Annotated in this window: 21 protein-coding genes and 1 pseudogene; 5 read left to right on the top strand and 17 right to left on the bottom strand. The window is 59.9% G+C overall.

Annotated features, from left to right (window positions below; translation table 11 throughout):
• Positions 1-6: 6 nt before the first annotated feature.
• The 4 genes from ACVWVQ_RS04455 to ACVWVQ_RS04440 form a co-directional block, all read right to left on the bottom strand.
• Positions 7-1,233 carry a DUF3326 domain-containing protein gene (locus ACVWVQ_RS04455; protein WP_457507092.1) on the bottom strand — a complete coding sequence of 409 codons (1,227 nt, stop codon included), beginning with the start codon at positions 1,231-1,233 and terminating at the stop codon, positions 7-9.
• A 53-nt stretch (positions 1,234-1,286) separates the two neighbouring features.
• Positions 1,287-2,843: a protoporphyrinogen oxidase gene (gene hemG / locus ACVWVQ_RS04450; RefSeq protein WP_457507090.1), complete on the bottom strand. Its 1,557-nt coding sequence runs from the start codon at positions 2,841-2,843 to the stop codon at positions 1,287-1,289.
• A gap of 77 nt (positions 2,844-2,920) precedes the next feature.
• Positions 2,921-4,309 (bottom strand): homoserine dehydrogenase, encoded by a 1,389-nt coding sequence (locus ACVWVQ_RS04445; RefSeq protein ID WP_457507088.1) that lies wholly within the window; start codon positions 4,307-4,309, stop codon positions 2,921-2,923.
• Positions 4,310-4,513: 204 nt separating this feature from the next.
• Positions 4,514-5,344, bottom strand: coding sequence for a GvpL/GvpF family gas vesicle protein (locus tag ACVWVQ_RS04440; protein WP_457507086.1), 831 nt, complete (start codon positions 5,342-5,344; stop codon positions 4,514-4,516).
• Positions 5,345-5,577: 233 nt separating this feature from the next.
• Here ACVWVQ_RS04440 and ACVWVQ_RS04435 point away from each other — a divergent pair, with 233 nt between their 5' ends.
• Positions 5,578-6,225 (top strand): DUF3318 domain-containing protein, encoded by a 648-nt coding sequence (locus ACVWVQ_RS04435; protein ID WP_457507085.1) that lies wholly within the window; start codon positions 5,578-5,580, stop codon positions 6,223-6,225.
• Here the strand turns inward: ACVWVQ_RS04435 and surE are convergent.
• A complete protein-coding gene (surE, locus tag ACVWVQ_RS04430) occupies positions 6,148-6,954 on the bottom strand; it encodes a 5'/3'-nucleotidase SurE (protein WP_414374912.1) in 807 nt (268 codons plus the stop codon). The genes ACVWVQ_RS04435 and surE overlap by 78 nt on opposite strands.
• 186 nt (positions 6,955-7,140) lie before the next feature.
• Here surE and gap point away from each other — a divergent pair, with 186 nt between their 5' ends.
• Entirely contained in the window at positions 7,141-8,157 is a 1,017-nt protein-coding gene (gene gap / locus ACVWVQ_RS04425) for a type I glyceraldehyde-3-phosphate dehydrogenase (RefSeq protein WP_457507083.1), read from the top strand.
• Between the two features lie 59 nt (positions 8,158-8,216).
• On the opposite strand, the gene ACVWVQ_RS04420 is transcribed toward gap, so the two are convergent.
• The 3 genes from ACVWVQ_RS04420 to ACVWVQ_RS04410 all read right to left on the bottom strand — a co-directional run bounded on the left by ACVWVQ_RS04420 (position 8,217) and on the right by ACVWVQ_RS04410 (position 10,514).
• The gene (locus tag ACVWVQ_RS04420) at positions 8,217-9,503 is read right to left on the bottom strand and encodes an AmpG family muropeptide MFS transporter (RefSeq protein WP_457507081.1); all 1,287 of its coding nucleotides are present in this window, start codon (positions 9,501-9,503) and stop codon (positions 8,217-8,219) included.
• Positions 9,504-9,693: 190 nt separating this feature from the next.
• Positions 9,694-9,951: a DUF3146 family protein gene (locus ACVWVQ_RS04415; protein WP_457507080.1), complete on the bottom strand. Its 258-nt coding sequence runs from the start codon at positions 9,949-9,951 to the stop codon at positions 9,694-9,696.
• Positions 9,952-10,172: 221 nt separating this feature from the next.
• The gene (locus ACVWVQ_RS04410) at positions 10,173-10,514 is read right to left on the bottom strand and encodes a DUF3155 domain-containing protein (protein WP_049749658.1); all 342 of its coding nucleotides are present in this window, start codon (positions 10,512-10,514) and stop codon (positions 10,173-10,175) included.
• Positions 10,515-11,343: 829 nt separating this feature from the next.
• On the opposite strand from ACVWVQ_RS04410, the gene ACVWVQ_RS04405 reads away from it, so the two are divergent.
• Positions 11,344-11,835 carry a DUF4168 domain-containing protein gene (locus tag ACVWVQ_RS04405; RefSeq protein ID WP_414329775.1) on the top strand — a complete coding sequence of 164 codons (492 nt, stop codon included), beginning with the start codon at positions 11,344-11,346 and terminating at the stop codon, positions 11,833-11,835.
• Here ACVWVQ_RS04405 and ACVWVQ_RS04400 read toward each other — a convergent pair.
• The gene (locus ACVWVQ_RS04400; protein ID WP_457507078.1) at positions 11,825-13,603 is read right to left on the bottom strand and encodes a response regulator; all 1,779 of its coding nucleotides are present in this window, start codon (positions 13,601-13,603) and stop codon (positions 11,825-11,827) included. The genes ACVWVQ_RS04405 and ACVWVQ_RS04400 overlap by 11 nt on opposite strands.
• A 226-nt stretch (positions 13,604-13,829) precedes the next feature.
• Here ACVWVQ_RS04400 and ACVWVQ_RS04395 point away from each other — a divergent pair, with 226 nt between their 5' ends.
• Together ACVWVQ_RS04395 and ACVWVQ_RS04390 are read left to right on the top strand one after the other, a co-directional pair.
• Complete coding sequence (locus ACVWVQ_RS04395) at positions 13,830-15,005, top strand: NAD(P)/FAD-dependent oxidoreductase (RefSeq protein WP_457507076.1); 1,176 nt, start codon at positions 13,830-13,832, stop codon at positions 15,003-15,005.
• A gap of 40 nt (positions 15,006-15,045) precedes the next feature.
• Complete coding sequence (locus ACVWVQ_RS04390; RefSeq protein WP_457503464.1) at positions 15,046-15,237, top strand: hypothetical protein; 192 nt, start codon at positions 15,046-15,048, stop codon at positions 15,235-15,237.
• Here the strand turns inward: ACVWVQ_RS04390 and lpxB are convergent.
• From lpxB to ACVWVQ_RS04350, 8 genes and pseudogenes are all read right to left on the bottom strand, one after another.
• Positions 15,234-16,442 carry a lipid-A-disaccharide synthase gene (lpxB, locus tag ACVWVQ_RS04385; protein WP_457507074.1) on the bottom strand — a complete coding sequence of 403 codons (1,209 nt, stop codon included), beginning with the start codon at positions 16,440-16,442 and terminating at the stop codon, positions 15,234-15,236. The genes ACVWVQ_RS04390 and lpxB overlap by 4 nt on opposite strands.
• Positions 16,443-16,468: 26 nt before the next feature.
• The gene (gene lpxA, locus ACVWVQ_RS04380; protein ID WP_457507072.1) at positions 16,469-17,446 is read right to left on the bottom strand and encodes an acyl-ACP--UDP-N-acetylglucosamine O-acyltransferase; all 978 of its coding nucleotides are present in this window, start codon (positions 17,444-17,446) and stop codon (positions 16,469-16,471) included.
• Between the two features lie 259 nt (positions 17,447-17,705).
• Positions 17,706-18,206 (bottom strand): 3-hydroxyacyl-ACP dehydratase FabZ, encoded by a 501-nt coding sequence (fabZ, locus tag ACVWVQ_RS04375; protein WP_414355588.1) that lies wholly within the window; start codon positions 18,204-18,206, stop codon positions 17,706-17,708.
• Positions 18,196-18,426, bottom strand: a complete 231-nt coding sequence (locus ACVWVQ_RS04370; protein WP_457507070.1) for a hypothetical protein — start codon at positions 18,424-18,426, stop codon at positions 18,196-18,198. The genes fabZ and ACVWVQ_RS04370 overlap by 11 nt, the downstream gene beginning before the upstream one ends.
• A complete protein-coding gene (gene lpxC / locus ACVWVQ_RS04365; protein WP_457507162.1) occupies positions 18,416-19,270 on the bottom strand; it encodes a UDP-3-O-acyl-N-acetylglucosamine deacetylase in 855 nt (284 codons plus the stop codon). The genes ACVWVQ_RS04370 and lpxC overlap by 11 nt, the downstream gene beginning before the upstream one ends.
• A gap of 14 nt (positions 19,271-19,284) precedes the next feature.
• Positions 19,285-19,872, bottom strand: coding sequence for a hypothetical protein (locus ACVWVQ_RS04360; protein ID WP_414329482.1), 588 nt, complete (start codon positions 19,870-19,872; stop codon positions 19,285-19,287).
• Between the two features lie 235 nt (positions 19,873-20,107).
• Positions 20,108-21,076 (bottom strand): annotated as a pseudogene (locus ACVWVQ_RS04355) (RRXRR domain-containing protein).
• 229 nt (positions 21,077-21,305) lie between these two features.
• Positions 21,306-22,388: an electron transfer flavoprotein subunit alpha/FixB family protein gene (locus ACVWVQ_RS04350; protein WP_457507068.1), complete on the bottom strand. Its 1,083-nt coding sequence runs from the start codon at positions 22,386-22,388 to the stop codon at positions 21,306-21,308.
• Positions 22,389-22,392: the final 4 nt, after the last annotated feature.

Raw genomic sequence — 22,392 nt, 5'->3', positions numbered from 1 at the left:
GGTAGCCTACTGGGACTCCGTCCCGCTATCGCGAAAGGACTCTGTCCCACTATTGTGCTCTGCACCGCTGTCACGAACGCAACAGCGTCGCGTAGCAATAACGGCGCAAGTGTGGGATCCCAGCTTGTCCTGGGTGGAGGAGGAGAGCCGTAGCGACGACCAGGCCACTCCTGCTCGGTGGGCCACCACCACTCCAACCGCCTCCAGATAGGAGGTTACCGACACATGAGGGATCCCCAACTGGCGGGGGTGCACCTGCATCACGGTGGTGTTTTCCTCGACGGCAATGAAAAGCGGAGGACGGGCAAGGACTCCGTCCGTTCGCGTCAGCGGCGGAGCATTGTGGTGGGGTTGCGACAGCATTGCAGAGCCATAACGGCTGGCCAGGTGCAGCAAGCCAGGCCCCCCAAAGGCAGTGGCCGGGGCGATGACGCTGTCCACCTGCTCTGCTGTCAGGTCACCCGGTTGGACGGGATCCCCGCTCTTGACAAATTGGGGAGCATAGCTGAGGCCCACCAAAACCGAAGGCAAGAAGGTAAACCCCACCTCTTCAGCAGCAGCGCGGGGGTGAACCGGCTTGGGGAAAGTCTCAGGGTAGAAAGCGGGGGCATGGGCACAAGGGATCCGCAACTCCCGCACCACCAGGTGGCTGATCAGGGCTTCGACGCCGGCCAGGGGATCCACCCCCATTCCTTGCTCGTATTGGCTGAAGTCCAAGTCATCCGGAAAGCGGGCCACCACGGCAATGGCCTCTGCCCCCAGGCGAACCAGCTCCTGGGCAGTCTCCAAGAGAGCATCAGGCTGGGCCAGGGATCCCTGGCTGGCCCCGGAGGGGGAGAAGCCGACGGAAACGCCCAAGGGTTGGCGGGTCAAGCGCCAGGGGCCAATGTTGAGCCCCAAGGTGGCCTGAGCAGCCTGCATCACCTGCAGGTGGCGTTGTTGCAGATCGGGGGGGATCCCGGCATCCAGCACCACCCCAACACAGTTTTGGCGCACTGGCCGCAAATTCCACACCCCCGCACAGAACTGATCCAGGCCGTACCCTTCCACGTACAACACGTTCCCCATCGGCCAAAACAAACTGGCTCCGTTTAACACGTTGGGATGGGTGATGACCCGCTCTGCGGCTGCTGCCAGGGTGCGGGCAACAGGCAGGGCATCCCCGGCAAAACCACCGATGCGGGCACCAATGCCGGTGGGGATGAGCAGGAGGCTGGTGTAGGGATGGCTCATGCTGCTATGTCTACAGCACTCTATGCTGCTACACGCGAACGGGAACCGCACCGCTAACGCCGGACGGACAGGATCTGCTGGGCTAGGGCCTCGGCCCGCCGCACACAATCTCCCAAGGCCACGCCATCCAGGTAGTTGGCGCACACCCACACCCCTGGGGTTTGGTCGGCCAGGCTGGCCTGCAATTGGGCAATCCGCTGCCGATGGCCAAGCGTGTATTGCGGGATAGCTTGGGGCCACAGGCGCTCTCCCAGGCGGATGGGCTCGACAGGGCGGGTGAGCAGGATCTGGCTGAGTTCTGCATGCACAATTTGGGCCCGCTCGTCAGGGGAGAGCGCCGTAATGGGCGGGATCCCTTTCTGGCGGGCAAAAGCCGCATCGGTAGCTCCCCCGATGAAGCTGATCAGGCAGTGATAGCCCTGAGGAGCCCGCTCTGGGAAGAGGGAGGAGGCCCAGATGGTGCCCAGGGTGCGCAGGCCCTGAGAGCGAGGGATCAGATGGCCAAACCCTCGCAGCGGTTGGGGGAGGGCTTCTTCTGGATAGGCCAAAGCCACCACCGCCACAGGCGGGTAGGGGATTTCCCTCAGCAGCCGGCTGGCCTGGGGGTTGAGATCTTGCAGGAGGGTGGCAGCAGCGTAGGCAGGGAGGGTGAGCACCACCTGTTGAGCCGCCACCCAGTGGATTTCTTCTGGGGCGTTGTGCTCCGCGCCGCTGTGGTGTATGGCAAAGCCCACCCGGTAGCCGGTTTCATCCCGCTTGAGATGCACAGCCCGCCAGCCCAGCCGCAGCGCACTGCCCAGTTTCTGGGCAATCGCCTCAGGTAGCTGCTGCAACCCCTGCCGCAGGTTACCCAGTTGGCCCCGCTTGGGAGGAGGTTGGATAGGGGAGTTGCCGCTGTCCTGTTGACGGGTTCGCGGGAGCGTCGCGTAGCGATAACGGCTGCGCAAAGCCTGCACAGCACCGGCAAAGAGGCTGCCGTAGCGTTCTTCCAAGCCGGCAATGCGGGGGAAGGCTGCCAAGGCGCTGAGCTGATCCGGATCCCCGGCATACACCCCTGAGGTGAAAGGTTCGACCAGCCGTTCCACCACCTCGGATCCCAGTTGCCGCTGGAAGAATTGCCGCACCGTTTCCTCTTTGCCCGGCGGTGGCGCAACAAACCCCAACAAGCCGCGCAAGGCCCGCAACTTGCCGCCCACGCTCAACAGCCGCGAGCCAATGGCTGCAGAAGGGCTCAGGGGCACCGGCAGCAGCGCTTTCTCCCAGTAAACGTAGCGGGGCAGCTTGGCATCGGCCAGCACCAGGTGCTCCGCCAAGCCCACCTCGGCAATGAGGTTAAGCAGGGCGGGGACGGGGGTAAAGCTGTTGGGGCCCTCTTCCCAGCGATAGCTGTCTTTGGATTGGGTGGAGATACAGCCCCCCACGCGGGAGCTGGCCTCGGCCAGGAGCAGCGGCTGGGTGGAGTCATCCCTGGAGGATAAGCCCTGTTGTAATCGCAAGGCCAACGTTAGGCCGCTGATGCCCGCCCCCACCACCACCACCTCAGCCTGCAAGGACTGCGTCCTACCAAAGTGCTCCGCACCGCTATCGCGAACGCGAACAGAAGGGTTCATCTTTTGGGTTCCAACGGGTTTTCCGATCCTCTAAGGGTCAAACAATTATGCTCTGAGCCGCTCGCGGGTCTACGCAGCTAGCGCAGCACCCGAAATAGGCTGGGGATCCCGGCTACCTGGGGCAGTTGTTGGATCTCGGCCAGCGCCTGCCGGCAGTCGGCCTCCCGGACGGTGTGGGTGAGAATCACAATCTCCGCCTGCTCTTGGTGACATTCCTTTTGGGTAATGCTCTCCAGGCTAACCCGGTGGCGACCGAAGCAGGTGCCAATCGCCCCCATTACCCCCGGCTGATCCTGAGCCAACACCCGCACGTAAAACTCCGACTCCAATTCCGAGAGAGGGATCAAAGAGGCGGCAGCAGGAAAGCAGGGGAATCCCCACAGCGGATTGGGGGCATCAGCCCCCGTTTGCCGGTGGGCAATCAGGGTCAGCAGATCGCCGACAACGGCGCTGGCAGTCGGCCCCCGCCCCGCCCCCGGCCCCGACAGCACCACCTGACCCAAGGGATCCCCCTGCACCAAAACGGCATTGTCCACGCCGTTGATGTTGGCCAAGGGGTGGGTAGAGGGCAGAAGGGTGGGGTGAACTCGGATGTCCAAGGCCATCGTGTTGCTCCGCAACGCTGTCGCGACCGCCCCTTCCCCGTCATCCAAGGGCTCCGCCCCGCTAGCGCGAACAGGATGGGCCCTTGCTGCTCCGCAATGCTGACGCAACTGGGCGATGGCCAAGAGCTTGAAGGTGTAGCCCCACTCGCGAGCATAGCGAATGTCGGTAGGGCTGATGCCGCGGATCCCTTCGCAGGGGATGGCTGCCCGCTCCACAGACACCCCGAAAGCAAGGCTGGCCAAAATGGCGATCTTGTCGGCGGCATCCCACCCTTCCACATCGGCACTGGGATCCGCCTCGGCGTAGCCGCGGGCTTGGGCCAGAGCAAGGGCTTCCTCAAACGAGCTGGCCGCCTGGGTCATCTGGCTGAGGATGAAGTTGGTGGTGCCGTTCACAATGCCCCAGACCGCCTGGATGTGGCTGGCCTGCAGGGACTGTTGCAAGGGCTGCAGAATGGGGATCCCGCCCCCAACTGCCGCTTCCAGGAGCACCGAGACTTTGGCTTGGGCTGCCGCCTGAAAGATCTCCTCTCCGTGGCGGGCGATCACCGCTTTGTTGGCCGTGATCACCGGTTTGCCGTGGTCAATGGCTTTTAAGATCAAGCTGCGGGCCGGCTCCAAGCCCCCCATCAGCTCGATCACCACGTCGATCTCCGGATCCGACACGATCTGCTCCAGATTGGTGGTCAGGCGCTCAGGTGGGATCCGCACTTGCCGCGGCTTATCCAAAGAGCGCACCCCCACCGCCGCAATCTCAACCGACTGCAAGAGAGGATGCCGGGGTTGCTGCAGAATTTGCACAACACCCGTGCCAACCGTGCCCAGCCCCAATAGCCCAACTCGTTCGCGGTAGCGGCGCATAGCGCTTTAGACCACAACTCTTCCTTTTGCCTGCTGTTCCCGTTAGCGGGACGGAGTCCTTTGCCCTGTGAGGGCTCCGCCTCGCCAATGCAAACAGGAAGCGGACGGGATCCCCTCACCATTATCACGCTTGGATCCACGCTCTGCTAACGCGACCATGATCCGCATGCAGAGCACTTTGTTCGCGCTAGCGGGACGGCGTCCTTAGTTGGGATCTATACACTTGTCCGCCAGAGAATCCCGCAGGGCACGGACAAAGTGATAGGGGGGCAAAGGGGCGCTCCAATCCAGTTGCCAATGGGGGTGCTGATCCAGCCAGGCTTGGGTGAGCTGAGCGGCGGCTTCCCACTCGGCAGGGGTGAGCAAAAAGTAAAGCCGCAAGGCTTCTCCTGGCTGGGGATCCCCCCTTTGCACAGGCCAGGTGGAAGGCCAAAGCTGCTGTAGGGCTTGCTGCTCCTGCTCTTGCTGCTCTTGGGCCTGTCGTTGCTGGAGATAGGCTTGCTTGCGGGCCAACAGATAGGCCGTCCCGCTCAGGGAGGACTGTGGCTCCGGTTGGGGCTGAGGTCGAACCCTTCCTTTGAGACAATACTCGGCCCGCCCCCCAATGGCTGCCAGGGCTTGTTCGTATTCCGCTTGCCGGGACAGCAGGTGGAATCCCAGCTTTTCTGCTGAGAGGAAGCAGGTGCCGAAGCGCAGGGGCAGCACCGGCATCTGGGCGAACAGTCGGCAGATCACCTGGTCGTGGCGCAGGGCAGAGCGCACCAACACCTCATCCGAGACTTGCAGCGACTCTGGATCCTGCATCGGCTCCACAGCAGCGGCAATTCGGCTGCCTGTCGGGGAGAACACCTGCACCGACCGATGGATCCCCTCGGTTTGCCGGATGAAGGGCAAAAGCTCTGGCGCTGGCTGCAGGAAGAAGGCGTACGTGTAAAGGGGGCTAAAGGATTCCGTCCCGCTACCGCGAACGGCACTCTGCTCATTCCCGTCAGCAGTACGGAGCACTTGGGGTTCTGGCTGAGCTGGGAAAGTCATGGCCTCAGATTTGAGACAGATAGGCTCGCCTTCCCAGTCTACGCAACCTAGGATTGGGATCTAAGGACTCCGTCCCGCTACCGCGAACAGAAACCCATGGAGTTCTACGGCCAGCCTGGAGATGCGATAGACTAACCTCGCATTGGTTCTACACAGGGCTGTGGTGTCGGGGGCCGGAACAGCGCCCGTGTTCAGGCGGGCTCCCCGCCTCAATGCCCCTAACAGGTGAGGCCATGAACAGCCGCCCAGATTTCAAATCCTTTGAAAAAGAAGAAACCGAACGGCTGCGAGATCTACTCCCCGCTTCCTTCCGACCCTTGATCAGCGTCGTTCCCCACTTCGGGGGTGAAGCCCTGCTCATCTCCCGCCGCAAAGCCCCTTGGCAGCCCCAGGGCACCATCGCCATCGATTTTCGCCGTTGGCAAGGGATCCCTCAGCCACAGCGGGATCTGTTGTTTCTGCGGGAGGTGGGCTGGCTGGACAATCGCAACTGGCTGCAGCCGGGGTTTTACCAGTCGCTGGCCTTGTTCGGGGGCATCACCACTGTTGCGGAGCTCTCTTTGCAGCACCCCTTTTCCGCTCTGTTGGCAGGTGGCATTACAGCTCTCTCCGTCCGGCAGATCTGGCAAAACCTGAACCGGGAGAGCGCCCATTTCGATGCCGATGAATTTGCCCTGCGCCGTGCCCAGTTCCGCGGCTACACCCGACAGGAGGCCGCTCAACACCTGGCAGATGCCATAGAACAGGTTCTGAAGCTGGATCCCACCGTTCGCGACAGCGGCGAAGCATCTATCCTGACGGCGCTACGGCTGCAACGGCTGAGAACCATTGCCCGCAACCTGGCTTCTACCCCCCCCAGCGGAAACGCCTGGTCGCGTTAGCGGGACGGAGTCCTTGGCCAGTTGCACTTGGGTGATGGCCACCCGACCGGAGAAGCAGATGTCGGTATCGGTTTGGGGATCCCGAGCGCGCTCCGCATAGCGGCCCTGATAGCGAAACCACAGCGACTCTGCCCCATTTCCCTCGGCTTCCACCGCATAATCGAGCGGCAGGGGTTGGGTGCAGAGGGGACAATAGACCCGCTCCGGCAGAGGGGATCCGGCGGGCAAGTGAGGCAGGTTCACATTCCAAAACGCCCCCCTGGGCAGGGGTTGTTCCATCAGCTCCGCCAAGATTTCCCGCGTCCACCGCTGGGCTTGCTCCCAGTCGATGGGTTGGCCCCCTGCTCGGTATTGGGAAATGGCAATTCCCGGGATCCCGCGCATCGCTGCTTCCCGTACCGCCGCCACCGTTCCCGACAGATACACATCCGATCCAAGATTTCCCCCCTCGTTGATACCGGAAAGCACCCAATCCACCGCTGGGGCCAGCTTGAATAGGGCCACCCGCACACAGTCGGCAGGGGATCCCTCGACGGCAAAGGTGCGCTCGCCGCGGGCCAAGGCCCGAAAAGGTCGCCCCGTTGTCACCTGGTGGCTGCAGCCGGAAATCGGTTGGTGGGGGGCCACAATCCAACAGTGTTCTTCCGGGATGAGGGCGCTGAGGGCCAACTTGAGATTGGCCAGCCCGGCAGCCTCGATGCCGTCATCGTTGGTCAGCAATACCTTCATTCCTACTTTTCCCCTCTGCCGGCAACTTCTTGGGTGAGTCCTTTTGCAAGTCCCAGTGGCAAATCTGGAGATCTTGGGTGCAAAAGCGATGTGGATCCCGTTCTTCTTCTACCCTATCCATAGGGGGTAGCGTCTCCCATGCCGCGTCCCTCGACCCACGGTATGAACTGACACTGGAGGATTGCGATGACCACACGGGTAGCCATCAACGGATTTGGTCGCATTGGGCGGGCCTTCTTGCGGGTGCTGCTGTCTCAGCCAGCTCGGGAGCTGGAGGTGGTAGCAGTCAATGACCTGACCGAACCCGACAACTTGGCCTATCTGCTCCAGTTCGACTCGGCCTATGGGCGCCTTCCCCAAACCGTGAGCGCGGTGGACGGGCATCTGCAAATCGGCAACCACCTGAAAGTCCGGGTTTTGGCAGAGCGGGATCCGGCACAACTGCCCTGGAAAGATCTGGGGGTTGACCTGGTGGTGGAATCGACCGGCTTGTTCACCAAACGAGACGGGGCCGCCAAACACCTGGAAGCCGGGGCCAAAAAGGTGATCATCTCTGCTCCCGCCAAAGGCCCCGACTTGACGGTGGTGATGGGGGTCAACGACGACCAATACGACCCAGAGCGGCATCACATCGTCTCCAATGCTTCCTGCACCACCAACTGCTTGGCGCCGCTGGCCAAGGTTTTGTTGGATCGCTTCGGCATCGAGACCGGCTTTCTCACCACTTGCCATGCCTATACCGCCACTCAGGCAATTGTGGATCGCCCGGATCCCAAAGATTACCGGCGGGGCCGCTCGGCAGCAGTGTCGATCGTGCCTTCCACCACCGGGGCCGCCACGGCAGTGGCCGAGGTTTTGCCCGCCCTGAGAGGAAAGATGGATGGCCTGGCGCTGCGGGTGCCCACCTTGACCGGCTCGATTGTGGACTTTGTGGTGCGTACCGAGCAGCCCATCACCAAAGAAGCAGTCAACCAAGCCTTTATCGAGGCTGCAGAAGGCCCGCTGCGCGGCATCCTGGCCATTGCTCCGCCAGAGATCGTATCGGCGGATATCGTCGGGGATCCCCACTCTTCCATTGTGGATTTGGGATCCACCCTGACCTTAGGGGATCGCACGGTGAAGGTGCTCTCCTGGTATGACAACGAGTACGGCTATGCGGCGCGGCTGGTGGATCTGGCGGCCAAAATCGGGGCTGCGCTGTAGGCGGCCATCCCCGTTGCGTTCAAGGCAAGGCTATTAGAACCGGATTTGCGGTGGGGCAGTTACGGTTCAGATGCGGTTGTGGCCGGGGTTGCAGGCGATGAAGGGGGGCCGAGCCACAGCAGGATCACCATTGCCGGAGCGGCTGTCATCGCCGTGATCAGATAAAACAAAGGCCAATTGACTGCAGCCGCCAAATAGCCTGACACAGCCCCGGCCAAGGTTCCCCCCACGGCAAACACACTGGTGAGCAAAGCATACTGAGTGGCACTAAATTGCCGGTCGCAGAGGCTCATCAAAAAAGCCAGAAAAGCAGCCGTGCCCATGCCCCCGGCCATGTTGTCGAAAATGGTTGCCCCCACCAGCAGCGGATAGTTTTGCCCCACCAACCCAATCGCTCCCAGGCCCAAATTGCCGATCCCTTGCAAGGCTGCGAAAATGAACAGACAGCGGTAGGTGCCGATGCGGCTGACCCACTCCCCCCCCACAAAAGCCCCAGCCAAGGTGGCCAACAAGCCTATCCAACTGCGGATAATGCCCAGATCGCTGGTGCTAAACCCCGTCTGCAACAAAAATGTGGGGGTCATTTGCCCTGCCAAGCTATCCGGCAACTTGAAGCAGACCACAAACAGCAGGATCGCCCAGGCCAAGCGGTGCCGCCAAAAAGATTGAAACGGCTCGAGGATAGCCGACCGCAAAGAGGTAGGCTTGAGGGCGCTGTTTTCCGGCTCAGGGGCCAAAAACGAGGTAATCAACCCGATCAACATCAGCAGCGCCATGATCCCGTACACCTGCCACCAGGGCAAATAGTCCGCCAAGATCAAACTCACGCCACTGCTGACCAACAGCGCGATGCGGTAGCCAAATACGAAAATCGCTACCCCTGCCCCCATCTCCCGCTCTGCCAAGATATCGGTACGGTAGGCATCCACCGCGATGTCCTGAGAGGCGCTCAAAAAAGCCACCAGCAACCCCACCAGAAAGATCGGGCGGGTGAAAACCGTGATTCCCGGCCAAGTCTGGGCCAGCTCTTCCCATCCCAAGGCTTCCAGCCAGGTTTGGGTCGGATCCTGAAAACCCAGTAGCCCTATGCTGAGCAGCAACAGCACCTGGGTCAGGGCCATCCACCCCCGCCGCCGACTGCCCCGCAGGGATCCCGGTGCCGGCAACAGAAATCGATCCAGAACAGGCGACCACAAGAACTTAAAGGAGTAGGGCAAATTGAGCAGGTTAAACAAGCCGATGGCAATGGTGGTCAAGCCCGCTTGGGTCAGCCAAGCATTCAAGGTGGTGTTGATCAGCAGCAGCGGCAAACCCGAAGAAAACCCCAACAGCAGCAGAACGCCCATCTTAGAGCTGCCGTAGACGCCCAACATCCGCCTCAAGACGCTTGCCCCTGCCTCAATCATGACTAGCCCTCCCCGCCATCCTGTCTATTTTCAGGGATCCCTGTATTCCCAGTCACCCTAACAGGTGCCTTCCAATGCTCAGCCCCGGTCTTCGGTGCTGGGCAAAAGCTCTGTGCAGCTTGAGAGGAGTTCACAAGCTGCTGCGAATTACAAACGAATAGTTGCTGCCCGGTTCCAGCAGATAGTCCGATTTTTCCAGAAAACGGCTCAAGGGCTCGCAAATCAAAGCCCGCCCCACAGAGGGTTCCACCTTGAGCTCCCCGGCCTGAAAGCACCAGCAAAAGCGCCAAACCCAACCGTTGGCGTTGACTTCCCCCTCAATGGCCCCCTCTTGCCAAGAGCGGCGGGTAATTTGGACATGGGCAGTGGTTTGAGGCAGTCGGCTCATCCGGCATCTCCCGACGAGATCCCTTGTAGGGTAGCGCGTGGCTCCCTCGCTGCCGCCAGCAGGTCGAGTATGGCGAGTGAGGCAGCAGGAGCTCAACCCGTGGGGAGGGATCCCGTACACAGGGTCAGTTCTTTCGATCTTCTGAGAGCGGCTGCAACAAACCCCCCAGGGTAGGGGGGCTGTTTCCTGAGCTCCTGCTAATAGGAAAAGCTGGCCAGAAGCTAGCGAGCGGCAGTTGCAAGGGTCTTCGAGGATTTTTTCTCTGGCTTTTCAGCCGCAACCTCTGCTAACAAAGCTCGCAGGCTGGGAAAAAGGAAGTGGTTCTCCTCGACATATTGCGCGCCGAACAACCCCTTCTCCGCCCAAAAAAACCGATCAACGGTATGCTCATTTCGCCGCACCAAAATCAGCGCGGGGGGCTGAATAGACTTTTCCTGAATATACTTTCGAGCAGCGGTTACAGACTTCTCTTCACCACTGTCCAGATTAAATTGAGGAATGTGATCTAAAATTTTGCGCCCTTCCAGACGACGGCGACTCTTACGCTTTCTTCTCCTAACCAATGTAAGCCTCCTGTAGAAGGATGACCGAACAACCGCAACCGCAAAGAATATATCAGCGCTGCTTAAGAAAAGCAATAACTTTTACCCATTTTTGTTATCATCTTTTACAAAGGCAATAAAGACAGCAGTCGCCCTCAAAGCCCTTGAAGGGTTACTTATGGACGCGCCCAAAAAAATCTAATCGGGAACCTTTCTCCGAACAAAAAATCCTCCAACAATCGCCTGCAAAGAGAGCTGGCGATTGGGCGTTTGCTAGGTTGACTGCTGATATTGATAGGGGATCCACGGGCTCTGACACCTGCGAAGAAAGTCAGATGCCGATGTGGGAGATCCGCATCAAATCTGGCCCCTAGCCTAACATTAACAAAAACGATACTCAACAGAACATATACCTAAGCTCAGCTTCAAGACAACCCCCTTTGGGCTGAAGTGCTAAGTCAATTGCCAATGCTGCAAGTCTGGAGCTGCTCAACCGAGGAGAGAAAGGGGCACTCCGGTGCCGGGCTACCGTTGAACAGCGCATGTAAGACTGTACAACCAACTTCTTGTTTCTACAAGAGATCCACTGCAGATCCCCAGCATGTCCACACAGCCCTTTCGCGAGTTCATCCTGGGAGCCCTGGAGTGAGGAGTTCTGGTACCGTAGGGATTGGATAGATCCCGCACCAGGTGACCGGCAAGCTGGAATGGGCTTGATGGGCTGCCAGGACTGCGCTGAACCGATTAGACGGAATTCAGGCATCTTGCTAGCCTTACTTCAGGCTTGGCTGCGCCTCAAGGACTTAAGTCTATTTGGGTTTATCTTGTCTGGGTCTAGGGAGTTTTGGGCATGATGAAATTCGCGTTGCTGATGGGTCTGGGACTCAGCTTGGGATCCCTGCCGGCTTGGGCACAGGGAGCAACCCCGTCGCCTGGCCCTGCTGCAACTGCTTCTCCGACTTCGGGGGGGGCTCCGGCCACAGCAACTCCCAGCCCTGTGGCATCTCCAGCCCTGACCCCAGAGCAAGTCACCGATGCCCAGGTGGAACAGTTGGTGCGGATTCTGTTGGAGTTGGATCCCCTGATCCGGGAAGCGAGCGCCCAACTGCGGGAAACCCAGAACGAGGAGGAGTACGAGCAAATTATGCAGCGCACAGAAACCCAAGCCAGCCGCATTGTCGAGGAGCAAGGGCTGACAGTGCTTCAATACCGCGAATTGATGACCTTGGCGAACGAAAATCCTGTTCTCAACCAGCGGGTTCGGGCCCGCTTGCAAGAAGTTTTGCAGGAAGGGGAAGCTTCCAACTCTCCAAAGCCGGCCACCCCGACGCCTACACCCTAGGCTGAGCTGGCTTGCCTTGGCCAAAGGCAGGGAGAACCCGAGGCAGCCGCAAGGTAAAGCAGGTGTGGCTGGCCCCGCTGTTGAGGTGAATGCTTCCTTGCAACAGGCTTACCCGCTGCTGCACAAGGGCCAACCCCAACCCTGTCCCCCCTTGCCGCCAGGGATCCGCGCTGGGCACCCGATAGAACTTCTCAAATACCCGCTTTTGCTCTTCCAGGGGAATGGTTACGCCGGTGTTGAGGACTTGGATGTCCAGGTGGTCGGAATGGCAGGTGGCCTGAAGGCTGATCAGGTGCTCAGCAGGGGTGAATTTACAAGCGTTTTTCAGCAATTCCGCCAGCACCGACTTTAGCACTCCCGGCAGGGTAAAAATGGCAGGCAGTCCTGGAGGGATCCCAAGGCTGAAGCGCTGATGGTGACTATGGGCCTCCTGAGCAAAGGGCTCTGCGATCTGGGGCAACCACTCTTTCAGCTCCAACCAGCAGGGCTGCTGTGAACCGTTCGCGTTAGCGGGACGGAGTCCCTTGAGCACCTCTAACTGCTGCAGTTCCAGCAGATCCTCGACCAGTTTGATCTCCCGCTCGCATTCGTTGTCCAACACCTTCAAGTACTGAGAGATCTTGGCCGGATCCGGGGATCGGGCAGCGCCCTGAGCAGGCAGCAGAACGGCGCTGAGCAGGCGGATGGCCATTTTCATGTTGGAAAGAGGAGTGCGCAGCTCGTGGGACACCGTGCTAAGGAAGTCATTTTTTAGGCAATCCAGCCGCTGCAATTCCTGTACCTGGCGCTCCAGTTGGGCGGTGCGGGCCTGTACCTTTTCTTCCAGGGTGCGGTTCAGCTCCTGAACCTGTTGGAACAATTCCGCCTGCTGAATGGCAATGGAGAGGTGATCGGCCAAGGCCAAGATCAGATCCTGATTGGTGGCCAACCAACCGGGACGTGCCGTTTTCAGTTGCAGGCACAGGCTGCCCCAAAGGGTGGGGTGGGCCGAGTCAGATTCGGGGCTTTCGCCGCCGTAGAGCGGTACCAGCAGCCAACTGCCAGGATAGGCTTTGGCCATGGCGGAGATGTAGACCCAGCCTTTGGCTTGGTCGGCTGCCTCCAGCAACACCACTTTCCCCTGCTTCAGTTGCCGGGCAATGGGGCTTTCGGAATCGGGGATCTGACAACCCAGATAGCCGTCGGGCTGAGGGGGATATTCGGAGACAATGCGCCAATGCTGTTGCTGAGGCCGATAGATGCTGATGCTCACCCGATCCGCCTCTAGCAGATGGCAAATCTCGCGGGTGGCAACGGCAAAGATCTGATCCGACTGCAGAGAGGTGCGAATGGCCCGGACGACACGGTTTAGGGCTTGCTCGCGGGCCGCCTGTTGGCGTAGGTTCAACAAGTTCTGGCGGGCCTTGAGCAGGTGTCGGATGCGCTGACGCATCACCGGCCAGTGAATGGGCTTGGTAATGTAGTCGCTGGCTCCGGCAGCAAAGGCTTTGTCTACGGAAGCTTGATCCTCGAGCGAGGTGATCATCAAGCAGGGTAGATCCGCATCCAGAGCCTGCAAGCGTTGGCAACACTCGAACCCATCCATGCCGGGCATGAGGGCATCCAGCAGGGCAATTTGAGGCTGAGTTTGACTGAAGAGCAGCAGGGCTTGGTCGCCGTCTTCGGCCTCTGCCACTCGATAGCCTTCATGAACCAACAGGTGGGTCAAGTACCCGCGTATGAATGGGTCGTCATCGGCCAGCAGCACCGTCGGCGAAGCATTTGGCAACGGATATCCAGAACTGGGGATAGGTGGAGATTGCACAAAATTCACTCCACAGAGTTGGCCGTTCGCGACAGCGGTGCAGAGCACTAAGGCTTTTTTGCACGCAAAAGGGATCCCTGACCCCTCTCCAGCCTAGTCTATCGCGACAGCGGTGCGGAGCACTTTAAAACCCCAAAGCGTGAGGGGATCCCTTGGACAGACCTATTTCCGTCAGGATCGGCGAGGTGGTGTGAGGAGTTGCCGTAACGGTTTTGGAAGCGGATCCGGTTCAGGTGGGGGGCTATCCCGCACTGTAACCTACCAAGGCTATCGCTTTGATATCGGTGGACACCGCTTTTTCTCCAAGTCGGCGGAAATTGAGGCTCTGTGGACGGAGATTTTGGGCTCGGAAATGCAGGTTTGCCGTCGGCTTTCCCACATTTTTTACCGAGGTGTTTTCTTTGATTATCCAATTCGACCTACGGATGTTTTTGCCAAACTGGGGCCAGGGTTTACCACCCTCTGTCTGCTCAGTTACCTAAAGGCGCGCCTCTTTCCCAGGCCCAATCCTGTATCTTTTGAAGATTGGGTCATTAACCAATTTGGGGAACGGCTGTATCGCACTTTTTTTAAGACCTACACCGAGAAAGTGTGGGGGATCCCTTGTCACGAGATCAGCGCCGACTGGGCAGCCCAGCGGATCAAGGGTCTGTCGATGGCTTCTTTGATCCGTAAAACCTTTTTCCCCAACCGAGAGGGGGTGATCAAAACCCTGATCGATCGCTTTCGCTATCCTCGCCTAGGGCCAGGCCAGATGTGGGAGCGCGTTCAAACCTTGCTGGCAGAAGCCGGGCAGCCGGTACAACTGGATCGCAAGGTTACGGCAATCCACTGGAACCGGGCCGGAGTTCAAGCTGTACAAGCCTGTTCTCAAGGGGGAGAGACCTTTTGGGTGACCGGCGAGCAGTTCATTTCCACCATGCCGCTGCGCTCTCTGGTGCGGGCTTTGGTACCTGCAGCACTGGAGCCGGTGCGAGAGGCTGCCGAACAACTGCGGTATCGGGATTTTTTGACGGTGGCTTTGCTGGTGGATGAGCCCAACCTATTTCCAGATCACTGGATCTACATTCACGATCCCTCGGTGCGGGTGGGGCGTATCCAAAACTTCAAGAATTGGAGCGCGGACATGGTTCCGGATCCCTCGGTCACCTGCTTGGGTTTGGAGTATTTTTGCTCAGCGACGGATCCCTTTTGGGGACAAACCGATGGGGATTTGATGGCCTTGGCAACGCTGGAATTGCAGCGGTTGGGCCTGCTGGGGAAGGCAAAGGTTTTGGGCGGCACAGTCATTCGCGCCCCGAAAGCCTACCCGGTTTACAATCACGGCTATCAAGCTCACATCCAGACCATTCGGGCCTTTTTGTGAAGAGGCACTGCCCAATTTGCAGGTGGCAGGTCGCAACGGCATGCACCGCTATAGTAACCAAGATCACGCCATGATGACGGGCCTCTTGGCCGCTCGCAACATTGTGGCAGGGGAACGGCGCTACGATGGGTGGCGGGTCAACCAAGATGCTGAGTATCTGGAAGAGGAGGATTCGACAGCGGCCTTGGCGGGAGGACGGGCCGTGCCCCAGGTGCTGGGTCGCCGGAGTTAGCGGCGGAAGGGATCCTGCTTCGATCCGGCTTCGCCATCCAACACCTCTAGGATGGCCTTGGCAGCGCGAGCCAGAACGCCGGGTTCTCCTAGGGCTGCCCGCATCGCGGCGTAGTCGGCTTGCAGTTGGGCTTTGCGTTCCGGCCGAGTTAGCAACTCCAGCGCCAGTTGGGCAATCTTCTCTGGCTGGGCCTGCTCCTGCAGCAACTCCGGGACAATGGAGCGCATCTGCACCAGGTTGGGCGGAGACATGAAGGGCACCGACACCCTCAGCCAATGGCGGGCGATCCAGAAGGTGAGGGGGTTAAGGCGATAGATCACCACCTGGGGGATCCCCAAGATGGCCGTCTCCAAGTTCACCGTGCCCGACTTGGCCAACACCAAATCAGCCGCTGCCAAGGCGAGGTGATGAGCTTTGTGGGGGGAGAAGAAGGGCAGAGCTTGGGGATCCAAAAGGGTGAGGTTGAGCCCAAGGCGGCGGGCAGCCCGCGCAATCGGGGCAGCAAAACGGGGCGAGGCCAGGGGCACCCAAAACTGTGCCTGAGGCAGGTGAGCTTGCAACAACTGAGCCGCCTTGAGCAAGACAGGCAGAACCGAGCGCAGCTCTTGCCGACGCGAAGCCGGCACCACCACCACCACCGTGGCTTCGGCAGGGATCCCCAACTGGGCTCTGGCGGCAGCACGGCTGGGCACAGCGGCCAAAATATCCAACAGGGGATGGCCCACATACTGGACATGGGCTCCTGCCGCCGCGTAGTAGCGGGCTTCCTCAGGGAAAATTGCCAACATCAGCCGCATCTGCTGGGCCAGTTGGTAGGTGAGGCTGGCGTCCTGCGACCACACCCACTCTTGGGGGGCAATGTAATAGACAGCAGGGATCTGCCGCCGTTGCAGCAGACGGGCAATGCGGCTGTTGACGCCGATGTAGTCCACCAGCACGGCCACATCTGGCGGGTCTTGGGCCAAAAAGCGGCGAATCTTCCATTCCGTCCAGAGGGCGGGGCCGATAAAGGGAAGAGCCTCTAAAATGCCAACGGAGCTGATCTCGGTGGTGCGGTGCAACAGACGGGCCCCGGCAGCAGCCATGCGCTCTCCCCCGACCGCTGTGATGCGCAGCTGAGGGCGTTGGCGCAGCAATTCTTCGATCAGATGGCTGGCCTGCAGATCCCCTGAGACCTCGCCCGTGCAGATGAACAGGTGGCTCACTAGAGCTACGCTCCCGACCCCAATCTTTAGTCATCCAGCTCTGAAGTGCTCTGCACCGGCGGATCTTCCCCCCTCCCGCGCAGGGCCGGCAGAGGGCCACGTCGTTGGGGCTGGGAGAGGGAGTCTTCCAAAAATTGCAGCAGATGTTGCAGGGATCCCGTCTCGTCCACCCACTCTTTCCCCTGCAGAGAAAGGACATGGCGCTCTCCCTCCGCACCGCCGCTACGAACAACACACAGGCTGCTGCGCAGCGTTTGCAGCGCTTTTTCCAAAGGCAACCCTGAGCGGTACAAAAATCGGTAGACCTGCCGCAGCAAGGGCAGGGATCCCTCCATCCCTTGGGCTCGCCGCAGCCCCACCAAGTTCAGACCGCGGATGCGAGCCGGATGTCCTTCCACCAACATGTAGGGGGGAACGTCGCGGTCAACCCGGCTCATCGCCCCCACCATGGCCAAGCGCCCAATGCGGGTGAACTGGTGGATCCCGACCATGCCGCCAATGCGGGCTTGAGACTCGATGTGGATATGGCCGGCCAAAGAGACAGCATTGGTAATCACCACCTGATTTTCGATGACGCAGTTGTGGGCGACATGGGTGTAGGCCATCAGCAGGTTGTAATCTCCAATCAGGGTGGCTTCCCCTTCATTGGTAGCCCGGTTGATGGTGACGAACTCGCGGATGCGATTGCCTCTGCCGATTACCACTTGAGAGGGGGCGCCGCTGTACTTCAGATCCTGAGGCTCGGTGCCCACAACTGCTCCCGGAAAAATGTGGTTGCCCTCGCCGATTTCCGTCCAGCCATCGATCACCACATGGGCCCCCACCACCGTATGGGCAGCAATGCGAACATGCTCGCCGATCACCGCATAGGGGCCAACCTGCACCGTCTCGTGTAGCTCAGCTTTCGGATGGATCACCGCGGTGGGATGAATCCGCTCGCGTGAGCGGTGCGGCGCACTTGCAGAGGCGTTGGGAGTGGATCCCGCTGAAGCGAACGAACTCATTTCCAACCTAGCCAGCAACTGTGGTTACGCTCCCAACCCCGCGAAGGATCACCAAGGCTTGACTCCGGGGGAGATCAACCTTAGAGCTACGCTCCGCCATCGTGACCAATAGGCTGCCACCCCAACGCAGCAATATGTCTACCGTATCCCGACAGAAAGGCGCAAGCAGTCCCCGAGCCATCTCCCTATGCCAACACTTTATCTCAATTGGTGAGAAGACCCACAGCAGAGCGCCTCTCGGATGGCCGCTGTTTGTCCCTCAATCCACCAGGGAAAACATCAGTTCCCCCTCGGTCACCAGTTGCCCTCCCACCTGAGCGCGGCAGAACATCTTGCCAATGCGCCTCTGGCGAATGGTGAGCAAGTCGGCAGAGAGCAGCAGTTGATCCCCCGGCAGCACCGGGCGGCGAAAGCGAACACCATCGATCCCGGCAAACAGGGCCAAGCGCCCGGCCACGTCCGGCAACTTGGTCAACACGATCCCCCCTACCTGGGCCATAGCCTCGACGATCAGGACGCCGGGCATGATGGGTCGGTTGGGGAAATGCCCCTGAAAAAAGGGCTCGTTGAAGGTGACGTTTTTCAGGCCCACTGCCCGTTGCCCCGGTTGATACTCCACAACCCGATCCACCAGCAAAAAAGGATAGCGATGGGGCAAGATCTCCAAAATCTGCTCCGTTGTGAAGACAGGGGGAGCAGTTGCCAATTGAGCGGCTGCCTCAGCCGAGAGGAGGGGAGGAGGGGAGACATCAGAGGCCATGGTGAACCCGTGGAGACAGAAGACAAAACTGAAACCCCGGATGGGGAGGAAGCAGGCCAGAACTCAGCCAAAAGAGCACCCAGGGATCTACGGAGAAGAGATCAAGAGATTCCAATAGAGCGGATCCCCTTGAAGAAAAGTGCTCGGCACCGCTGTCGCACCTGAGGATGGCAGGGTTGTTGCTGCGCAACCGGATCCCTTGCTCCCCCTCACTCTTCATGGATCAGCAGGGATCCACTCTTGAGCAACTGCTCGGCCAAACGGTGGTGCAGGGCATGGCCCGCCTTGTAGGCCACAATGTGCCCCTGCAGTCGGCAGCCCAGGAGGCTGAGATCTCCTAGTAAATCTATCAGCTTATGGCGCACCGGCTCATCTGGGTAGCGCAATGGCCCCAACCACTCGGTTTGGCTACAGACAATGGCATTTTCCAGGCTGCCCCCCTGGATTAGCCCCCGTTCCCGGGCCAGCTCCACATCCTGCTGGCGGGCGAAGGTGCGGGCCGGTGCAATGGACTGGACAAAATCTGGCCCGTTCTCCCTCCAGCTCAGCCACTGTTCTCCAATGGGGCAATCGGCAAAATCGATGCCATAGGTAAAGCGGGCTGTGGGATGGGGGAGAGCGCTGACGAAAGCTTCCCCCGCCCAGGCAGTAACCGGCTCTTGGATCACCCCCAGCAGGGCCGGCTGATCTTGGGCTTGGATCCCGGCTTGGGCAACGGCCTCCACAAAAGGCAGGGCAGAGCCATCCAGAATCGGCAGCTCCGGCCCCTCCACCTCGATGCGGCAGTTGTCAATGCCCAGGATGTAAAGGGCGGCCAGCAGGTGTTCCACCGTCTGCACTTGAACAGAGGGGGATCCCTGCTGCAGCAGGGTGCAGAGATGGGCAGGGGCCAGGGATCCCAACTGGGCCGGGATCTCAGGGGATCCCGGTCGATCCACCCGCACAAACACCCGACCGCTGCCGACAGGAGCTGGATGCAGGCTGCAGCGAATCGGCAGGCCGGTGTGCAGGCCAACGCCTTCCAGAGAAATAGAGCTGGCTAGGGTGTGTTGCCGGCCTCTCATCATGCTCCGCACCGCTAGTGCAAACGCTCTTGGCCCTGGTCGAAAACGCGGTAATACAGCTCCCGATAGCCCACGCGCAGGTTGCTGCTGGCATCTGCCAACTTGGCTTTGTGGCTGCGGGTGCCGTAGGCGCTGAACACCTCGTAGGTATCTCCCTCAAAGAAAAAGGAAGAGACATCGGACACCTCTTCGCCCCCCAGCAACTGCCAGCGCCCCTGGCGAAACTGCAGCCGGTAGTGGGCTTTATCCAAGCTGCCGGAAGGACGGTCGATAATGGCGTCGATGCTGCCCTCGTAGAACGGCTCGGCACCACCATTGGGGATGGATATGTCCACAGGCCACACGTCCACAGCGATATCTCGGTAGCGGCAGTTGGGCCGGTTGCACAGGCGAATCGAGCGCATGACCTCGGCAATGGCTTCCAGCCGCTGCCGCGCCTCGGCCAGAGAAAACCGCTCTGAGTCGCTATCGCGAACGAGCTGGGGCGATACCTGAGCCGGCCCTGCCAGCGATGAAGGGGCAGCCAGCGCCGGGGATCCCCAGCAGCATCCCACCAACACCAGACAAATCAAGCTCAGCCAACAACGGTATGCGGATCCCATGAACACAATCTATGACCAAGAAAACTGGGTTGCAAGCCCTGCCCTAGGGCCTACGGCCCGCTGACGCGACTAGGGCGGCTTTGTGCTATGGCGCAGTGTCAACAGGAAAAGTATCTGGGAGTTCATCCCAGCAGTTGGGGTCATGGCATCCCCCACCACTCGCAAGAGTGGTGTAGCCCAGGAAGTGGGAATCATCCTGCAACCCGGAAAAGAATCCCTGCCCTTTAGGTCGGCTTTATTTGTTTCTTCTGTAGAACCTCCAAGAACAGAAGCTCAAACACTTTACGTCTTCTTTCCTGGCGCTCTGGGTTAGCCTTTTCCCATCCTCCAACCGATGCAGACTTACTCTTCCAGCAGAACTGCCTCCGACAAAGGTGAGCCCAAACTTGGGGTGGCGCACTAAACTACCCCGCCTCAAACCTAAGCTCAGCATACCCCCGTAGGAAAGTCTTTTCCCACCTTTGCCCGGTTGCAAACGATGCAGTTGACGACGATGAAACCGCAGAGGAACGACCATAAGCATCTGCTGATTGTCCGGCTGCAGGTGCCCCCCGGTCACGGAGTTGGCTAACACCCACGCATCCACACAGTGGGCCGCAAACACTTCGGCGGTCTTTTTGTTGGTTTTCTGCAAACCCAAGGCATCCCGCATCTGCTGGGTTTCCCACCCTGAGCGGGTTAGTACCTGTCCCAGATTGGCTAGCTGCCGATAGAACCATTGCTTACCCACCTCTGAGGGAGAGAAAGACACGTCCCAGCGGCGCTTGCCACGGGTCTTCGCCTTAATGTCCTCAACCACAAATACGGATACGGGAAACAACTGGCTTAGCCACCGAGCCAGACGTAGCTTCCACTGCCAGCGAGCCTTGGTGGAAGGGGGCAACCCACCCCTGGCGCGATTAAACCTGGGTTGACGACAGGGCGTTTGGCGATACCGTCGCACTCGACGCATGATGCGCCGTTGTTCGACATGCTCCTTCACCCAGGTGACCGCGTCCGCTTGGAGGTTCAGGTAGGTCTGTGCGGCGGATTTAACCGACCACCCCTCTTTCTTGCTCCCTGGGTCAATGCCGACGGCTATGGGTTGGGTTTGCCGGTCAGAAGGCTCCACGTTAAGCCGGACTCAAAACACCCCTCTCTTCCAAAAGGGAGTAGCCTTGCCGGTCTTAATCCACCTTCTGGCTCGACTGGGTGTGGTCGGCATGAGCGGGTTTTGGTTGTGGTCTACGACAGGCACAAACATGCGGTAAGTCTCCTACTCGGAGTATGTACGTCCCTTCGCCACTGACCAACGTAGAGGTAGCCAACTAGGGAAGCATTCGCTACGTACTGTGGGCTGCCACGCCCAGTCGGCTCAGTCCCCTTCAATCGCCCTCCATGACTGGGTTGCTTGGGCAGGCTAGTCTTTCCTTGCCCTTGGGGTTTCAGGCTGGCTAGACCTTACTTCCACAAGCCCCCACCTTTAGCTGGGGGTACTTGACCTGCTGGATCTGACGGATCAGTTCGGGTACCACCTGGTAGAGATCCCCGACGATACCGTAGTGGGCAAATTTGAAGATGGGGGCAGAGCTGTCTTTGTTGATGGCAATGATCGTCTGGGATTTGTCCATGCCCACGCGATGCTGGATGGCTCCGGAAATGCCGCAGGCAATGTAGAGCTGAGGTCGGACGGTCTTGCCGGTTTGGCCCACTTGATGGGCGTAGGGGATCCACCCAGAATCCACGGCCTTGCGGGAGGAGCCGACGGCGCTGTTGGGGAAACAAGCGGCCAACTCCCTCAACAGCTCAAATCCCTCTGGGGATCCCAGCCCGTAGCCGCCGGAAACAATTACCTTGGCGCGGGTGAGATCCACCGCCTGGGACAGGTTGCGCACCGTTTCCACAATCTGCAGGCTCAGGTCGCCGGGATCCAAGTTGACCGGCACCGGGATCACGTCCCCCTGGCGGGATCTGTCCCAGGGCAGGGGCACCATCACCCCTGGTCGTACTGTGGCCATTTGCGGGTTTTTCCAGGGGCCAAGGATGCGAGCCTTGAGAGATTCGCCGAAGCTGGGCCGGATGGCATAAAGGCAGTCGGGGAAGAGGCCGGACTTGCTGGGATCTTTGCTGTTGGTGTACTCGAAGGGGCCAATGTCCAGCTCGGTGCAGTCAGCGGTCAGGCCGGTCTCCAGGTGGGCGGCCAAGCGGGGGGCCAGATCTCGCCCGGTGGTGGTGGATCCCAGCAGGATGGTGTGGGGTGGTTGGGGCCAGCTTTTGATCAAGTCTGTGATCACCCGGCGGTAGGGCAGGGTGCGGTATTCGGCCAACTCGGGGTGATCGGCGATGAAGACTTGATCTGCCCCGTGGCCGATCAGAATTGGGGGCAAGTGGGCAATGTTGTATCCAAGCACAAGAGCGCTCAAGGTGGCTCCCAGCTTATCGGCCAGCCGCCGCCCGGCCCCCAACAACTCTAAGCCAATGGGCTGCAGTTCCCCGTTCACCTGCTCGGCGAAGACCACTATCCGCTTGCGATCCATAAAA

The organism is Thermostichus sp. MS-CIW-36, from assembly GCF_054059035.1.
The sequence above is the reverse complement of the archived record's forward strand: the minus strand, read 5'-3'. Positions and strand labels throughout refer to the sequence as shown.

What these genes read in the sequence shown, in the direction of transcription:
- ACVWVQ_RS04455 (WP_457507092.1), bottom strand. Translation starts at nt 1,233, where the DNA reads ATGAGCCATCCCTACACCAGCCTCCTGCTCATCCCCACCGGCATTGGT.
- hemG (WP_457507090.1), bottom strand. Translation starts at nt 2,843, where the DNA reads ATGAACCCTTCTGTTCGCGTTCGCGATAGCGGTGCGGAGCACTTTGGT.
- ACVWVQ_RS04445 (WP_457507088.1), bottom strand. Translation starts at nt 4,309, where the DNA reads ATGCGCCGCTACCGCGAACGAGTTGGGCTATTGGGGCTGGGCACGGTT.
- ACVWVQ_RS04440 (WP_457507086.1), bottom strand. Translation starts at nt 5,344, where the DNA reads ATGACTTTCCCAGCTCAGCCAGAACCCCAAGTGCTCCGTACTGCTGAC.
- ACVWVQ_RS04435 (WP_457507085.1), top strand. Translation starts at nt 5,578, where the DNA reads ATGAACAGCCGCCCAGATTTCAAATCCTTTGAAAAAGAAGAAACCGAA.
- surE (WP_414374912.1), bottom strand. Translation starts at nt 6,954, where the DNA reads ATGAAGGTATTGCTGACCAACGATGACGGCATCGAGGCTGCCGGGCTG.
- gap (WP_457507083.1), top strand. Translation starts at nt 7,141, where the DNA reads ATGACCACACGGGTAGCCATCAACGGATTTGGTCGCATTGGGCGGGCC.
- ACVWVQ_RS04420 (WP_457507081.1), bottom strand. Translation starts at nt 9,503, where the DNA reads ATGGGCGTTCTGCTGCTGTTGGGGTTTTCTTCGGGTTTGCCGCTGCTG.
- ACVWVQ_RS04415 (WP_457507080.1), bottom strand. Translation starts at nt 9,951, where the DNA reads ATGAGCCGACTGCCTCAAACCACTGCCCATGTCCAAATTACCCGCCGC.
- ACVWVQ_RS04405 (WP_414329775.1), top strand. Translation starts at nt 11,344, where the DNA reads ATGATGAAATTCGCGTTGCTGATGGGTCTGGGACTCAGCTTGGGATCC.
- ACVWVQ_RS04390 (WP_457503464.1), top strand. Translation starts at nt 15,046, where the DNA reads ATGCACCGCTATAGTAACCAAGATCACGCCATGATGACGGGCCTCTTG.
- lpxA (WP_457507072.1), bottom strand. Translation starts at nt 17,446, where the DNA reads ATGAGTTCGTTCGCTTCAGCGGGATCCACTCCCAACGCCTCTGCAAGT.
- fabZ (WP_414355588.1), bottom strand. Translation starts at nt 18,206, where the DNA reads ATGGCCTCTGATGTCTCCCCTCCTCCCCTCCTCTCGGCTGAGGCAGCC.
- ACVWVQ_RS04370 (WP_457507070.1), bottom strand. Translation starts at nt 18,426, where the DNA reads ATGAAGAGTGAGGGGGAGCAAGGGATCCGGTTGCGCAGCAACAACCCT.
- lpxC (WP_457507162.1), bottom strand. Translation starts at nt 19,270, where the DNA reads ATGAGAGGCCGGCAACACACCCTAGCCAGCTCTATTTCTCTGGAAGGC.
- ACVWVQ_RS04360 (WP_414329482.1), bottom strand. Translation starts at nt 19,872, where the DNA reads ATGGGATCCGCATACCGTTGTTGGCTGAGCTTGATTTGTCTGGTGTTG.
- ACVWVQ_RS04350 (WP_457507068.1), bottom strand. Translation starts at nt 22,388, where the DNA reads ATGGATCGCAAGCGGATAGTGGTCTTCGCCGAGCAGGTGAACGGGGAA.